This window comes from Vibrio sp. 1167 (assembly GCF_033340375.1).
Lineage (GTDB): Bacteria > Pseudomonadota > Gammaproteobacteria > Enterobacterales > Vibrionaceae > Vibrio > Vibrio alginolyticus.
On record NZ_JAWOWK010000007.1, the window covers coordinates 1 to 15,210 of the forward strand.

The 15,210-nt window shown below is 45.0% G+C and carries 16 protein-coding genes and 2 tRNA genes; 9 read left to right on the top strand and 9 right to left on the bottom strand.

Going from position 1 to position 15,210, the window contains the following annotated elements; genetic code table 11:
* Positions 1-2: 2 nt before the first annotated feature.
* The 6 genes from R7Z78_RS15760 to lolB all read right to left on the bottom strand — a co-directional run bounded on the left by R7Z78_RS15760 (position 3) and on the right by lolB (position 4,684).
* A tRNA-Met gene (locus R7Z78_RS15760) sits at positions 3-76 on the bottom strand.
* A gap of 284 nt (positions 77-360) precedes the next feature.
* Positions 361-1,452, bottom strand: coding sequence for a redox-regulated ATPase YchF (gene ychF / locus R7Z78_RS15765; protein ID WP_005393178.1), 1,092 nt, complete (start codon positions 1,450-1,452; stop codon positions 361-363).
* Between the two features lie 10 nt (positions 1,453-1,462).
* The gene (gene pth, locus R7Z78_RS15770) at positions 1,463-2,053 is read right to left on the bottom strand and encodes an aminoacyl-tRNA hydrolase (protein WP_005384112.1); all 591 of its coding nucleotides are present in this window, start codon (positions 2,051-2,053) and stop codon (positions 1,463-1,465) included.
* 151 nt (positions 2,054-2,204) lie between these two features.
* Entirely contained in the window at positions 2,205-3,149 is a 945-nt protein-coding gene (locus tag R7Z78_RS15775; protein WP_005393176.1) for a ribose-phosphate pyrophosphokinase, read from the bottom strand.
* 27 nt (positions 3,150-3,176) lie between these two features.
* Positions 3,177-4,049: a 4-(cytidine 5'-diphospho)-2-C-methyl-D-erythritol kinase gene (gene ispE / locus R7Z78_RS15780; RefSeq protein WP_017634844.1), complete on the bottom strand. Its 873-nt coding sequence runs from the start codon at positions 4,047-4,049 to the stop codon at positions 3,177-3,179.
* Positions 4,046-4,684, bottom strand: coding sequence for a lipoprotein insertase outer membrane protein LolB (lolB, locus tag R7Z78_RS15785; protein WP_085570134.1), 639 nt, complete (start codon positions 4,682-4,684; stop codon positions 4,046-4,048). Before lolB ends, ispE begins: the two co-directional genes overlap by 4 nt.
* 134 nt (positions 4,685-4,818) lie before the next feature.
* Here lolB and hemA point away from each other — a divergent pair, with 134 nt between their 5' ends.
* The 8 genes from hemA to ybaK all read left to right on the top strand — a co-directional run bounded on the left by hemA (position 4,819) and on the right by ybaK (position 12,674).
* A complete protein-coding gene (hemA, locus tag R7Z78_RS15790; protein ID WP_005384104.1) occupies positions 4,819-6,075 on the top strand; it encodes a glutamyl-tRNA reductase in 1,257 nt (418 codons plus the stop codon).
* A gap of 29 nt (positions 6,076-6,104) precedes the next feature.
* Positions 6,105-7,193 carry a peptide chain release factor 1 gene (prfA, locus tag R7Z78_RS15795; protein ID WP_005382222.1) on the top strand — a complete coding sequence of 363 codons (1,089 nt, stop codon included), beginning with the start codon at positions 6,105-6,107 and terminating at the stop codon, positions 7,191-7,193.
* A 3-nt stretch (positions 7,194-7,196) separates the two neighbouring features.
* Positions 7,197-8,051 carry a peptide chain release factor N(5)-glutamine methyltransferase gene (gene prmC, locus R7Z78_RS15800; RefSeq protein ID WP_104975940.1) on the top strand — a complete coding sequence of 285 codons (855 nt, stop codon included), beginning with the start codon at positions 7,197-7,199 and terminating at the stop codon, positions 8,049-8,051.
* A 40-nt stretch (positions 8,052-8,091) separates the two neighbouring features.
* Positions 8,092-8,475, top strand: coding sequence for a SirB2 family protein (locus tag R7Z78_RS15805; RefSeq protein WP_005382225.1), 384 nt, complete (start codon positions 8,092-8,094; stop codon positions 8,473-8,475).
* A 5-nt stretch (positions 8,476-8,480) separates the two neighbouring features.
* Positions 8,481-9,290 (top strand): SirB1 family protein, encoded by an 810-nt coding sequence (locus R7Z78_RS15810; RefSeq protein WP_005384098.1) that lies wholly within the window; start codon positions 8,481-8,483, stop codon positions 9,288-9,290.
* Positions 9,291-9,343: 53 nt separating this feature from the next.
* Positions 9,344-10,195, top strand: coding sequence for a 3-deoxy-8-phosphooctulonate synthase (kdsA, locus tag R7Z78_RS15815; RefSeq protein ID WP_005384095.1), 852 nt, complete (start codon positions 9,344-9,346; stop codon positions 10,193-10,195).
* A gap of 220 nt (positions 10,196-10,415) precedes the next feature.
* Positions 10,416-12,098: a bifunctional UDP-sugar hydrolase/5'-nucleotidase UshA gene (gene ushA / locus R7Z78_RS15820; protein ID WP_104975941.1), complete on the top strand. Its 1,683-nt coding sequence runs from the start codon at positions 10,416-10,418 to the stop codon at positions 12,096-12,098.
* A 102-nt stretch (positions 12,099-12,200) separates the two neighbouring features.
* Positions 12,201-12,674, top strand: a complete 474-nt coding sequence (gene ybaK / locus R7Z78_RS15825) for a Cys-tRNA(Pro) deacylase (protein ID WP_005382231.1) — start codon at positions 12,201-12,203, stop codon at positions 12,672-12,674.
* Between the two features lie 64 nt (positions 12,675-12,738).
* Here the strand turns inward: ybaK and rluF are convergent, their stop codons facing one another.
* The 3 genes from rluF to R7Z78_RS15840 form a co-directional block, all read right to left on the bottom strand.
* Entirely contained in the window at positions 12,739-13,896 is a 1,158-nt protein-coding gene (gene rluF / locus R7Z78_RS15830; protein WP_064377052.1) for a 23S rRNA pseudouridine(2604) synthase RluF, read from the bottom strand.
* 94 nt (positions 13,897-13,990) lie between these two features.
* Positions 13,991-14,572, bottom strand: a complete 582-nt coding sequence (smrA, locus tag R7Z78_RS15835) for a DNA endonuclease SmrA (protein WP_005382233.1) — start codon at positions 14,570-14,572, stop codon at positions 13,991-13,993.
* Between the two features lie 132 nt (positions 14,573-14,704).
* The gene (locus R7Z78_RS15840; RefSeq protein WP_005382236.1) at positions 14,705-14,845 is read right to left on the bottom strand and encodes a DUF3149 domain-containing protein; all 141 of its coding nucleotides are present in this window, start codon (positions 14,843-14,845) and stop codon (positions 14,705-14,707) included.
* 259 nt (positions 14,846-15,104) lie between these two features.
* Here R7Z78_RS15840 and R7Z78_RS15845 point away from each other — a divergent pair.
* Positions 15,105-15,181: transfer RNA gene (locus tag R7Z78_RS15845), tRNA-Pro, on the top strand.
* Positions 15,182-15,210 lie beyond the last annotated feature (29 nt).

The window sequence follows — 15,210 nt, forward strand, 5'->3', positions numbered from 1 at the left end:
GGTGGCTACGACGGGATTCGAACCTGTGACCCCATCATTATGAGTGATGTGCTCTAACCAGCTGAGCTACGTAGCCAAAACCATATTTTTTGTTCTCAACGCTTTGTTGCCTTGTCGTTGGGAACGGCGCGCATTATGCGAAGTTGAGTGAGATCCGTCAACAGTTTTTTTTAATAAATTTCGGAAAAAACCTCGTTCGCTTCCTTTTTAAACAAAGAGGCGTGTTTATGATCTAAAACTGGAAATAAATTAGCTTGCAGTTGCGTAATTTATTTTTGTTCATTTACTTAAGGTATTAAAAAAGCCAGCTTAACAGCTGGCTTTTAGTGTAAATGAAGTGTTTAGAATTCATTCATTTAATTAAACATTGAAGCGGAAGTGTACAACATCGCCATCTTTTACGATGTAGTCTTTACCTTCTAGACGCCATTTACCTGCGTCTTTTGCGCCATTTTCACCATTGAATTGGATGAAATCGTCGTAACCGACTACTTCTGCACGAATAAAGCCTTTCTCGAAGTCAGTGTGGATCTTACCTGCCGCCTGAGGCGCAGTTGCACCAACAGGGATTGTCCAAGCACGTACTTCTTTAACACCTGCTGTGAAGTAGGTGTGTAGAGTCAGTAGTTCGTAACCAGAGCGAATTACACGGTTCAGGCCCGGCTCTTCGATCCCCATATCTGCTAGGAATTCTTCGCGATCTTCATCTTCTAGTTCAGATAGTTCAGATTCGATAGCTGCACATACAGGTACAACGACATTGTTTTCTTTTTCTGCGAACTCACGAACCGCATCTAGATATGGGTTATTTTCGAAGCCATCTTCGTTTACGTTTGCAATGTACATAGTTGGCTTCAGTGTTAGGAAGTTTAGGTAGCCGATTGCTGCTAACTCTTCTTTAGATAGCTCAACTGTGCGTGCCATGCCGCCTTCAGTTAGTACTGGTAACAGTTTTTCTAGTACGGTTAGTTCAAATTTTGCGTCTTTATCGCCGCCTTTTGCCTTCTTCGCGTTACGTTGAATCGCTCGCTCACAAGAATCAAGGTCAGCCATTGCAAGTTCAAGGTTGATCACTTCGATATCTTCGATAGGTGAAACTTTACCTGAAACGTGAACAATGTTTTCGTTTTCAAAACAGCGTACAACGTGGCCAATCGCGTCTGTTTCACGGATGTTAGCTAGGAATTTGTTACCTAAACCTTCACCACGTGATGCACCAGCAACAAGACCAGCGATGTCCACGAACTCCATCGTCGTTGGAAGAACTCTCTGTGGGTTAACGATCTTAGCTAGTGCGTCTAGACGTAGATCTGGCACAGGAACCACACCAGTGTTTGGTTCAATGGTACAGAACGGGAAGTTTGCTGCTTCGATACCCGCTTTAGTTAGTGCGTTGAACAGAGTTGATTTACCTACGTTAGGTAGACCAACGATGCCACATTTAAAACCCATGATAGTAACCTTATTCAGCTTTGAACGTGTGGAGGCGATTTTGTGCTTTAGATAGGCCATCCTTAATCAGGATATCTAGACAACGAACAGCCTCATCAGCTGCTGCATCTAAAAGCTCTTGCTCTTTAGCTGGCGCTTTACCTAATACAAAACCCGCCACTTTATCTTTGTGTCCCGGATGACCAATGCCAATACGAAGACGATAAAAATCTTTGTTATTGCCCAGTTTGCTAATGGTGTCACGCAGACCGTTGTGTCCACCGTGACCCCCACCTTTTTTAAACTTAGCGACACCTGGCGGTAAGTCTAGCTCGTCATGAGCAACCATGATCTCTTCAGGTTTAATTTGATAAAATTTCGCAAGCGCTGCGATCGATTTACCTGATAGATTCATGAAGGTGGTTGGGATAAGCAAACGGAGATCCTGGCCATTGACCATAATGCGTCCTGTTAGACCAAAAAACTTTGGTTCGTTCTTCAGTGTAACGTTGTGAACGCGTGCTAATTCTTCTACAACCCAAGCGCCCGCATTGTGACGAGTTCTGGCGTATTCTGGTCCTGGATTAGCAAGACCAACAAGAAGTTTGATTTGTTGACTCAAGGTTAGGATCTCTCTGGAATCTCAAAAAGCGCAGTATGATAGCACAGAAAACTCGCGGTGGGCGACCAAGGGATTTTCTAGTTATCAGTACAAATAAAAAAACACCCCAAAGAGGGGTGCTTTTGAAATCAGTGTAACTGAAATGTTCGTATTAGTTGAACATTGCAGAGATTGACTCTTCGTTGCTGATACGACGAATCGCTTCAGCCAGCATGCGAGATAGGCTTAGTGTTGTCACTTTACCTGTTGCAGCCATCTCTTTAGACAGAGAGATAGAGTCAGTTACGATAACTTGGTCAAGAACTGAGTTCTTGATGTTATCCGCAGCGTTGCCTGAGAATACTGCGTGAGTAGCGTAAGCGAATACACGCTTAGCACCGCGCTCTTTTAGTGCTTCAGCTGCTTTACATAGTGTGCCACCTGTGTCGATCATGTCATCAACGATCACACAGTCACGACCTTCAACATCACCGATTAGGTTCATTACTTCAGAAACGTTTGCACGTGGACGACGCTTATCTACGATTGCGATGTCGATGTCGCCTAGTGCTTTTGCTGTTGCACGAGCACGAACAACGCCACCTAGGTCAGGAGATACCACTACAGGGTTATCTAGACCGCGAGCCTGCATATCTTCAAGTAGCACTGGCGTGCCGAAGATGTTGTCTACAGGTACATCGAAGAAGCCTTGAATTTGCTCTGCGTGTAGGTCGATAGTTAGAACGCGGTCAACACCAACGTTAGATAGGAAATCAGCAACAACTTTTGCAGTAATTGGCACACGCGCAGAACGTACACGACGGTCTTGGCGAGCGTAGCCGAAGTAAGGGATAACTGCAGTGATACGGCCTGCTGAAGCACGGCGCATTGCATCAATCATAACAACCAATTCCATTAGGTTGTCGTTAGTCGGTGCACAAGTGGATTGAATGATGAAAACATCGCTACCACGAACATTCTCATTGATTTGAACTGCAACTTCGCCATCAGAAAAGCGAGAAACAGATGCATCACCAAGAGAGATGTAAAGACGATCAGCAATACGTTGGGCTAGTTCAGGTGTTGCGTTACCAGCAAATAGCTTCATATCAGGCACGGTGGAAACCTCGGGTTTGCGTCCAGTTTAAATAGGTCGGTGTGAGGCTGATTGGTATTCAGCCAAAGTCTCTTTTAATGGCGAAATATTGCGCCCTTGAGCGATAAATGCCGAGACTTTATCAGAGAGTTGTGCAAGGATAGTTTCTGCTTCAGATTTGCTCGAAAATTCAGCAAAAACGCAAGATCCTGTCCCCGTCAATCTTGACGGCGCGTATTGTAGCAGCCAAGAAAGTTGCTTATCAACCTCTGGGTAGAGCATTCGTACAATTTTTTCGCAATCGTTTACGCTTGGCGTATTTAAAAGTGTTTCTAGATCTCGTTTTGGGGTGTTTCGCGTCAGATCTGGATGACAAAAAACGTCGACGGTTGCGATAGATACATTCGGTCTGACGACTAAATACCACTTTTCTTCGGGATAAGCAGGAGAGAGTTTTTCACCAACACCTTCAGCAAAAGCTGCAAATCCGCGCACAAATACGGGCACGTCTGCGCCTAGTTTTAAACCTATTTCAGCCAGTTCGTCGTCAGTTAGATTCAGTTGCCATAAGTAATTCAGTGCCACTAATGCTGTAGCTGCATTCGATGAGCCCCCACCAATGCCTCCACCCATAGGCAGCACTTTCTGTAGCTCAATATGCGCGCCAAAAGGGCAGTTTGAGTAAGCTTGAAGCGCGGTTGCTGCTTTCCAAATTAAATTGTCTTGAAGAGGCACACCTTCTATCTCTGGAGAAATCGTAATATCACCAGAATGGTTCGCTTGAATGGTGAGCTCATCGCCGTGATCGACGAATTGGAATAAGGTTTGTAACTCGTGGTAGCCATTCTCTGTACGGCCGTTGATATATAGAAAGAGATTCAATTTCGCTGGTGATGGCCAGCGTGTTGAAAGTTCAATCATTGGGTGATGTTCCATTTTGTGATCACTAGATTTATTTTGACATCAGCTGTGGTGAGTTTCAGCTTATTTGGCAGAGGGAGAGACTGTTCATGCCATTGAACGTCGCCATATCGTTGATAAGCGATACTCCAATCATTTAAACCAATTTGTTTGTTTAACGCTTGCAGTGTATTGGTTGGAGACAGTTGGAATTTGTCGGCATCGGTAGGTAGACCTAATAGCCAGTCAGGCATGTGCTCGACGGGCATCATTAACCCTGTAAGACGGTAAATCAGCTGGTTAGCACTGCGAGAAGAAAGGACCTGATCGTCGTAAGTTTCTACTGTGGCGCCTTGTGGGGTGATGGTGAGCTTTAATGCCGTTTGTCCGAGAATCGTTGTTAAACGCAACTGGCTTAGTGCTGAAGAATGTTTCCAGTAGAAGTTTAAATTTTGTCTTTGGTCTGGGCCAATATAACCAAGTTTCCCCGTTGCTTGAAAGTCTTGGATGGTTTCTAGTCGCTGCTCATGAGCTTGCCATTCAACGCTGGTAACACTTTCAGGAACGGACGAACAACCAGCGAGCAGTAAGCTCGACAAGAAAAAAAGAATAAAGGAGCGTAACGTCATGTTTGATGGCTTATTAATCAGTTTCATCGGGAATCGCTCACAACTATAGCATTGAAAAGTCGCACTTAGGAAAACAAATCCGGCTTACCCTTTCAATAAATGCGTGCTTACAGTAAAATTCTGGACCTATTTTATAACCTATCCCAGAGATACCACGTTAGATGTCCTTGCTTGCTATTGGAATTAATCACAATACAGCGTCTGTCGACTTGCGAGAGAAGGTGGCGTTTGGTCCGGATAAACTCGGCCCTGCACTCGAGCAACTTAGAGAGCACGAAGCAGTTAACGGCAGTGTGATTGTTTCAACCTGTAACCGAACTGAGTTGTACTGCGATGTTAAGCAAGGAGCGCGAAACAAGCTGATCGATTGGCTTGCTCAATTTCATCAAGTGAGCCGCGAAGATTTAATGCCGAGTTTGTATGTTCATGAAGAACAAGCTGCAATAAAGCATTTGATGCGCGTATCGTGCGGTCTTGACTCTCTGGTGTTGGGTGAGCCTCAAATTTTGGGGCAGGTAAAGCAAGCATTTTCTGACTCGCGAGATCATCAAGCCGTCGATGCCTCGATTGATAAATTGTTTCAAAAGACGTTCTCAGTCGCCAAACGGGTGAGAACAGAGACAGATATTGGTGGTAATGCCGTGTCCGTGGCTTATGCGGCATGTACATTGGCAAAACATATTTTTGAGTCGTTATCAGATTCAACCGTGCTTTTAGTTGGTGCGGGCGAGACGATTGAATTGGTCGCGAAGCATTTAGCGTCCAACGGTTGCACAAAAATGATTGTCGCGAACCGCACTAAAGAGCGCGCGCAAGGCTTAGCGGACCAATTTGGCGCAGAAGTGATCAGTTTGAACGAAATTCCTGAACATTTGGCGAAAGCGGATATTGTGATTAGCTCAACGGCGAGCCCATTGCCTATTATTGGCAAAGGTATGGTCGAAACGGCTCTAAAGCAGCGCCGACATCAACCTATCTTGTTAGTCGATATTGCGGTGCCGCGAGATGTAGAGTCGGAAGTCGGTGAACTGAACGACGCATATCTGTATTCTGTTGATGACTTGCAATCTATCATCGACAGCAACATTGAGCAGCGTAAAGTCGAAGCGATTCAAGCTGAAGCGATTGTTAGTGAAGAAAGCGCTGCGTTTATGACATGGTTGCGTTCACTGCAAGCCGTCGATAGTATTCGCGACTATCGCAAATCAGCCAACGAAATTCGTGAAGAGTTACTGAGCAAAAGTTTGCAATCTTTAGCGGCAGGCGCAGATCCGGAGAAAGTGCTGCGCGAGCTGAGTAATAAACTCACCAACAAACTGATTCACGCTCCAACTCGCGCATTGCAAAGTGCAGCAGAGCAAGGCGAACCAGCAAAATTAACGATTATCCGCCAAACACTTGGCTTGGATGATCTATAACTCACGCTTTTTATTAAGAAAACGACACTATGAAAGCCTCTATTCTGACTAAGCTAGAAACGCTAGTAGAACGTTACGAAGAAGTTCAACATCTTCTTGGTGATCCTGATGTAATTGGAAATCAGGACAAATTCCGTGCTCTATCAAGAGAGTACTCTCAGCTAGAAGAAGTAACCAAGTGCTTCCAAGCTTATCAACAAGCACAAGAAGATCTTGTCGCCGCTGAAGAGATGGCAAACGAAGACGACGAAGAAATGCGTGAAATGGCGCAAGAAGAAATCAAAGAAGCGAAAGCGACGATTGAGCGTCTTACTGATGAGTTACAGATTCTTCTTCTGCCAAAAGATCCGAACGATGATCGTAACTGTTTCCTAGAAATTCGTGCAGGTGCGGGTGGCGACGAAGCGGGTATCTTCGCGGGTGATCTATTCCGTATGTACAGCAAGTACGCAGAAAAGCGTGGCTGGCGCATCGAAGTCATGTCTTCAAACGAGGCAGAGCACGGTGGTTACAAAGAGATGATCGCAAAAGTGAGCGGCGACGGTGCGTACGGCGTACTGAAGTTTGAGTCAGGCGGTCACCGTGTACAGCGTGTTCCTGCAACTGAATCTCAAGGCCGTGTGCATACTTCTGCTTGTACAGTAGCAGTAATGGCGGAAATCCCTGAAGCGGATCTGCCTGAAATCAAAGCAGCAGACCTGAAAATCGATACGTTCCGTGCATCTGGCGCGGGTGGTCAGCACGTTAACACCACGGATTCTGCAATCCGTATTACCCACTTACCAACGGGTACGGTAGTAGAGTGTCAGGATGAGCGTTCACAGCACAAGAACAAAGCGAAAGCAATGGCGGTTCTTGCTGCTCGTATCGTTCAAGCGGAAGAAGAGCGTCGTGCCGCAGAAGTGTCTGATACACGTCGTAACCTTCTAGGTTCTGGTGACCGTAGTGACCGTATTCGTACCTACAACTACCCACAAGGTCGTGTGTCTGATCACCGTATCAACCTAACCATCTATCGTTTGAACGAAGTGATGGAAGGTGACCTGCAAAGCTTGATTGATCCTGTGATTCAAGAGCACCAAGCAGACCAACTTGCGGCGCTCGCAGAGAACGGCTAATCGATGAGCCAAGTTCAATCGATTGAGCAAGCACTGAAAAGTGCGACGGCGAAACTGGCAGAAGGCGGCAAAGAGTCGCCTTCTCTCGATGCAGCTGTACTCCTTTGCCATGTCCTTGGCAAACCACGAACTTACCTGCTGACCTGGCCAGAAAAAGCGTTAGAAGCAGAGCAAAAATCTCAGTTTGACGCTCTACTTGAACGACGTTTAACTGGTGAACCCGTCGCTTATATTATTGGTGAGCGAGAGTTTTGGTCTTTACCGTTCAAAGTTTCTCCCTCTACCTTGATCCCAAGACCGGATACAGAACGTTTGGTCGAGGTTGCACTCGATAAGACCTACGAGCAAACTGGGCCTATTTTAGATCTTGGAACGGGGACGGGGGCAATTGCTATCGCACTCGCATCTGAAATGCCAAAACGTCAAGTGATGGGCGTAGATCTCAAACAAGAAGCGAAAGCACTTGCAGAGTACAATGCTGAGCAGCTAAACATCAAAAATGTGACCTTTGCTCAAGGCAGTTGGTTTGAGCCTATTACAGAAGGTACGAAGTTTGCTTTAATTGTCTCCAACCCGCCATATATTGATGAAAAAGATCCACATTTATCCCAAGGTGATGTGCGCTTTGAGCCAAAATCTGCATTAGTTGCTAAAGAGAATGGCTTAGCTGATATTCGTTATATCTCGGATCTTGCTCGTCAGTATCTTGAAGTGGGCGGTTGGCTGGCATTTGAACATGGTTATGATCAAGGTGAGGCGGTGCGTGAGATAATGCGTGGCTTTGGTTACCAACAGGTCGTTACGGAAAAAGATTACGGTGGTAACGATCGAGTAACGCTCGGTTGTTTTGCCTGTTAATCACGGAAGTCAGCAAACACTAACTAAAAAGAGAAGAAAAATGTACGTAGCTCTAAAACACATACACTTAGTGACGATTGCGCTCAGCGCGACACTATTATCGATCCGATTCGTGTTAATGATGATGAACTCACCGAAGCGAAATAATCGCTTTTTGAAAGTGTTTCCCCACATCGTTGATACTGCATTGCTAGTGTCAGGTATCGCGCTTATTTTCATTACTGGTTTCATCCCGTTTACCGATGCCGCACCGTGGTTAACAAACAAAATCACCTGCGTACTGGCGTACATTGCGCTTGGATTCTTCTCATTGAAACTTGCGAAAAACAACCTACTGAAGATATTTGGCTTTTTCGGCGCATTGGGTTGGTTGGTCATGGCTGCAAACATTGCTGTGTCTAAGAGCCCTACGTTATTTGGATAGACGTCATGTTAGAGTTTTTTGACGAAGATTTTGACAATATACCGTTGGTGGAAGGTGCGCTTGAGCTCAACAAAGCGATTAACCCAGAAACCAAAGTACATTGGGCGAAACAAGAGTTAGAGCGTCTTTACAAAGATGCAGAAGCCACGCTTGTTCATGAAACCGATGAAGAGCAACGATTTGATGCATTCCTACGACTGTTTTTCCACGAGTGGGGGTTCAAAGGCGACGAGCAGGAATACTTTATTTCGGACAACAGCTTCATCGATAAAGTGTTGGAGCGCAGAAAAGGTATTCCTGTGAGCTTAGGTTCGATTTTGTTATACCTAGGCAAAAAGCTGGGGTTCCCGTTGAAGGGAGTTACTTTCCCTACTCAGTTCCTGTTAAAAGTCGACTGGATGCATAAGAAGCCAGACTACATCAACCCATTTAATGGTGAGTATGTAGGTGAAAGGATTCTTCAAGCTTGGCTTATTGGCCAGGAAGGACCGCTAGCTCAGCTAAAGCCTGAACATTTTGAGGAAGCTGACAACCCAACAATTATTGGTCGCTGGTTGGCGTTGATTAAAAGTGCGATGTTGCGCGAAGAGCATTATACGCTGGCATTACGTTGTACGAATCTTGCTCTAACGTTTGTGCCAGATGATCCATACGAAATTCGTGACCGTGGTTTTATTTTCCAACAGCTAGAGTGCCCTCAAGTAGCGGTATCAGATTTTCAGTACTTTATTGACCAATGCCCTGACGATCCGGCTTCCGAGCTACTAAAATCACAAGTTAATGTGATGAGTGAAACGCACGTCACACTTCACTAATTTTATCGATGTGCCGAACTGTGGCGTATCGTGGACAGAAAAAGAGAATCAAAATGGAACAGAAAATCGTTAATATCGGCGACATTCAGGTTGCTAACGACAAGCCATTCACCCTATTTGCAGGTATGAACGTTCTTGAGTCTCGTGATCTTGCGATGCAGATCTGTGAGCACTACGTAAAAGTAACGGAAAAACTTGGTATTCCTTACGTATTTAAGGCGTCGTTTGACAAAGCAAACCGCAGTTCTGTTCATTCATACCGTGGTCCAGGTCTGGAAGAAGGTATGAAAATCTTTCAGGAGCTGAAAGACACTTTTGGTGTAAAGATCATCACGGACGTTCACACTGAAGCACAAGCTCAACCTGTCGCTGACGTGGTAGACGTTATTCAGCTTCCTGCATTCCTAGCTCGTCAAACTGACCTTGTTGAAGCTATGGCCAAAACAGGTGCGGTTATCAACGTGAAGAAACCTCAATTTATGAGCCCTGGTCAAGTGGGTAACATCGTTGAGAAGTTCGCAGAGTGCGGTAACGACAAGATCATCCTATGTGAGCGCGGTTCTTGCCACGGTTACGATAACCTAGTTGTAGACATGCTTGGTTTTGGTGTGATGAAAAATGCTTCGAAAGGTAGCCCAATCATCTTTGACGTAACGCACTCACTACAAATGCGTGACCCATCAGGCGCAGCATCTGGCGGCCGTCGTGAGCAGACAGTTGAGCTTGCAAAAGCGGGTCTAGCGACAGGCATCGCAGGTCTATTTATCGAAGCGCACCCAAACCCAGACCAAGCGCGTTGTGATGGCCCATCTGCACTGCCTCTAGACAAGTTAGAGCCATTCTTAGCACAAATGAAATCGCTTGATGATCTGATCAAGAGCTTTGCAGATATCGATATCAAGTAAACGCCAGATGACTGGTGGTAACAAATACTATAGCCAACCGAGTGTTGGCTATTTTTTTATCTGAAAAACTGTAAATTCTCAAACTTGTTACTGATGAATTTGTTATTGCTAAACAATGCATCATAATTATTAAATCAATGTGTTAGGGTGCACGTGGTTTTCAAATAGATCGAATGCTTAAAATGTGCGTCAGTAATCCCAATAAGAAAAAGGTAAATAAATGAATCAGCGTCTGATGATCAAAACTGTTTTGAGTGCCGCTATCTTGGCCTCGTTAGCTGGGTGTGCTACGCAACCTGCACCAGAATGGAATGCCGATACAACCTATAAATTGACCGTGTTGCACACTAACGATCATCATGGTCGCTTTTGGCAAAATCGATACGGTGAATATGGCATGGCGGCGCGTAAAACGTTAATCGATGATTTGCGCGAAGAAATACAGGATGAGGGGGGCAGCGTGTTACTGCTTTCTGGTGGTGACATCAACACAGGAGTACCTGAGTCTGATTTACAAGATGCCGAGCCGGATTTTAAAGGCATGAGCAAAATTGGTTACGATGCGATGGCTCTAGGTAATCATGAGTTTGATAATCCATTGGACGTGCTATTCAAGCAGCAAGAGTGGGCAAACTTTCCGATGTTGTCTGCCAATATTTACGATAAAAATACTGGCAAGCGTTTATTCCAACCATACGCGATGTTTAAAAAGCAGGGCATTAAAATTGCGGTCATTGGTCTTACAACCGAAGACACTGCGAAACTTGGCAACCCTGAATTCATTGAACAAATTGACTTCCGTGACCCAAAAGAAGAAGCCAAGAAGCTGATTGCAGAACTGAAAGAAACAGAGTATCCAGATCTGATTTTTGCTGTCACGCATATGGGACACTATGAAAATGGTAATAGAGGCATCAATGCTCCTGGCGATGTGGCGTTAGCTCGTTATTTGAATGACGGCGATCTCGACATGATCGTTGGAGGACACTCACAAGAACCTGTATGCATGGAAGGTCCAAACGTTATCAAAAAGAACTTTAAACCAGGTGATGAATGTCAGCCCGATAAACAAAATGGCACCTTTATTGTTCAGGCACATGAGTGGGGGAAATACGTGGGACGCGCCGATTACGAGTTTCGTAATGGCGAACTCTCGATGGTGAGCTACGATCTGATCCCTGTAAACTTGAAAAAGAAAGTTAAAGTTGATGGTCAGTCGCAACGAGTCTTTATCCAAGAAGAGATTAAACAAGACGAAATGATGCTTGAGTTTCTTCGTCCTTATCAAGAAAAAGGTCAGGGCAAGCTAAACGTGAAGATTGCAGAATCTAACGGTAAGCTTGAGGGTGACCGCAATGTGGTTCGTTACCAGCAAACAAACTTAGGTCGATTAATTGCAACGGCTCACATGGAACGTGCGAAAGCAGATTTCGCCGTAATGAATTCTGGTGGTGTTCGAGATTCGATTGCTGCGGGTGATATTACTTATAAAGACGTGCTCACTGTTCAGCCATTTGGCAATATGGTTTCTTACGTTGATATGACGGGTAAAGAGGTATTAGATTATCTAAATGTCGTTGCAACTAAGCCTGTTGACTCTGGTGCTTATGCACAGTTTGCCGGCATTGCGATGAGTATCAATAATGGTGAGGTAACCAATGTGTTTATTGGTAATAAGCAACTTCGCTTAGATGGTAATTACCGCTTTACCGTACCAAGCTACAATGCTGCTGGTGGTGATGGTTACCCTAAAATCGACGATCATCCAGGGTATGTAAATACAGGTTTTACCGATGCTGAAGTTTTGAAGGATTATTTAGAAACACACAGCCCTATTGATGTTAATGAGTATGCCCCTTCAGGTGAAATCACGTATTTAGTTGATACGGCGATTGATCAGTAACCCAACAGAGAAAAAGCGATTGACTCAAACTCGCTGATATCATTAACTAAAAGCGCAGATCCAATTCAGTCTGCGCTTTTTGTTTTTATGAGGAGAATCTTGATGACTCCGGCCATTAATCTTGCGAAAAAGAAAAAAATTCCACACACCATCCATCAATATGAGCACGATCCTAGAGCCGATAGTTATGGTTTAGAAGCTGCTGAAGTGCTAGGACAGGATCCGAAAACAGTATTTAAAACCTTGTTGTTCTGCTTGAACGGGGAGCCAAAGAATCTTGCGGTTGCGATTATCCCTGTTGATCAAAAGCTGAACCTAAAACTGGCAGCGAAAGCAGCGAAGGGCAAAAAGGCCGATATGGCTGATCCGGAAATCGCGCAAAAGACCACAGGTTATGTCGTTGGTGGAATTAGCCCACTAGGGCAGAAGAAAGCATTACCTACTTTTTTGCACGAAAGCGCAGCAGAGCAAGACACAATCTGTGTGAGTGCTGGTAAACGTGGTTTAGAAATTGAGTTAGCCCCGAGAGATTTGCTGAGCTTAACTCGCGGTCAGTTTGCACCTCTTTGTTTGTAAACTCATGACAAATAAAAAGGACGCTCATGAGCGTCCTTTTTTGATCTTGCCTGTCAGTGAAGCGTTACTTCTTCAGACTCAATGTACCACCAGTGCGTTTAGCTGGTTTACTTGGTTTCGCGGCATTTGGGTTCATGTAATGCTGCTTGGGCTTACTCGGTGATTGAGGCTTGTTTGCTGAATGCGTATTGCTCGATGCATCTGGTTTACGGTGTGATTTACCATGCTCGCCTTGCGGTCTGCTGCGTTCACCTTGTGGTTTCGCTTTGTAATGTTCTTTAGCTGGACGTCCGCCTTCATCATCACGCTGACGACGCTTTTGTTGACCTTTTTTCGAGTTTGGTGCATGACGGAATTCATCAGCATTGTTACCACGGAAAGTTCGTGTCTTCTGGTTACGACGAGCAGTAGAATCTTGGTTTTCTTCACGGCTATCAAACAGCTTCGCGTCGGTCGCTTTACGAATGTTGCGACCTCTAGAGTCTGTTTTTGATGCTTCTTCTGTACCTACCGAGCCTTCACACATTGCTAGGATCTCTGCCACTTCTTCGTCACTTAGATAACGCCATTTTCCATTCGGAATACCATCAAGAGAGATATTCATGATGCGTACGCGACGCAGCTTGAATACTTCATAGCCCAGCGCTTCACACATGCGACGGATCTGACGGTTAAGTCCTTGAGTGAGCACAATACGGAAAGAGAATTTAGTTTCTTTCGTTACCTTACAAGGTAGGGTGACTGTGTCGAGAATCTTAACGCCACTCGACATCTGTTTGAGAAACTCGCCTGTAATTGGCTTGTCCACGCGTACGACGTACTCTTTTTCGTGGCTGTTGCCGGCGCGAAGGATTTTGTTCACGATGTCGCCATCGTTGGTCAAAAAGATCAGACCATCAGAGGGTTTGTCTAAGCGGCCGATCGGAAAGATACGTTTTTGGTGGCCGATGAAATCAACGATGTTTCCAGGGACGTCTCTCTCAGTTGTACAGGTGATGCCTGTTGGTTTATTGAGAGCGATATAAATCGGCTTCTCTTTTGCTGCCACTGGCTTACCATCCACACAAACATCATCACCAGGTAGCACTTTTGTCCCCATTTCAGGTTTGTTGCCATTAATGGTGACACGGCCTTGCTCAATCAGTCTGTCTGCTTCACGGCGTGAGCAAAACCCCGTTTCACTGATGAATTTATTTAATCGTTTAGCGTTGTCTTGTGACATTTTTGTCTCCTAACGTTTCACAACGGCGAATGAAGCTCCCTTCCTTTAAGGGGAAGGAAGAATAAGGGCGGGCATTCTAGCATTAGGGTGAAATTTAGCCTAACCGTTTTTGGTGACGTTCGCGGGTTTCTAATTTCTTTTCCGCACTTTTTCTAAGTAGGACGTAAACGGCTCCAGTTCCACCGTGAAAGCGTTGCGCACTATGGACGCATTGGACTTCCTTTATTTGTCGTAGCCAACTGCTAACAAAGCTTTTCATCATTGCAGGTGGATTTGAGCGTTCTCCTCGACCATGGACGATAACGACCGTTCTAATGTCCATTGATAGGCATTGCTTTAAAAACGTCACGACTTCATCACGTGCTTCTTTCAATGTTTTACGGTGCAAATCCAAGCGAGCTTGGATTGGATACTTACCAAGGCGAAGTTTGCGGTAAACCCCGTCCTGTACACCATCACGTTTGAACTCAACAAAGTCCTCTGGCTTGAGCATTTCAGCGTGATCAAGTGATAGGTATTCTGGGTCATCTTCCGTTAACCAGATTGCTGCTTCGCGTTTTGCGAGCTGTGCTTCTGTTACTTGGTGTACTTTTTTGTGTTCGGTGGTGTCTTGAGTGATTGGCTTTACATCGCCCATCATCTGTTGAAATAGATCAAAATCGTCGTCGTGAGACATAGCAGTAATCTCATTAAGAACAGGGAAGAATAATAGGATTATATCAATGAGTGGTGCATTGAGATCAAATAAAAAACCGGAGTAGGCAAGTAACCGACTCCGGTGCAAAGCGTTTCTAGAGCTAAGCGAGATCTAGTGAGGAGATTTGTCGTTCATGATCTTGTATATGAAGAAACCGCCGTAAAATAACATCAGACCAATTGCCCCAAAAATTACTATCATTGACGATAGACCCACTGCATTACCAAATAGGAGATCAAGCCAAAAGTCCATACGTTTCCTCCAAGATGTTCCCGACAGGAATAAACTAAATGGCGGTGTCTTGTTGCACACTGATCTGGATCAATTATGTTGCTAAGGTTAATAAACTGTATTTTGTTGTGAGTTATCAGTCACATTTTACGTGCTAGTGTTCAGTTATTCATCAAACGAATTAAGACCTAAGGTTTTTTTGTAAAAAGCACTTGCGCCACAGTTCAGAATCCGTAATATACGCATTCGTTGACGGGGAAAATTCCTCAGTTAAACATCTCGGTGAATAGCGCAGCTTGGTAGCGCATCTGGTTTGGGACCAGAGGGTCGGGGGTTCGAATCCCTCTTCACCGACCACTTTCAGAAAGCCTGCTCAATGAGCAGGC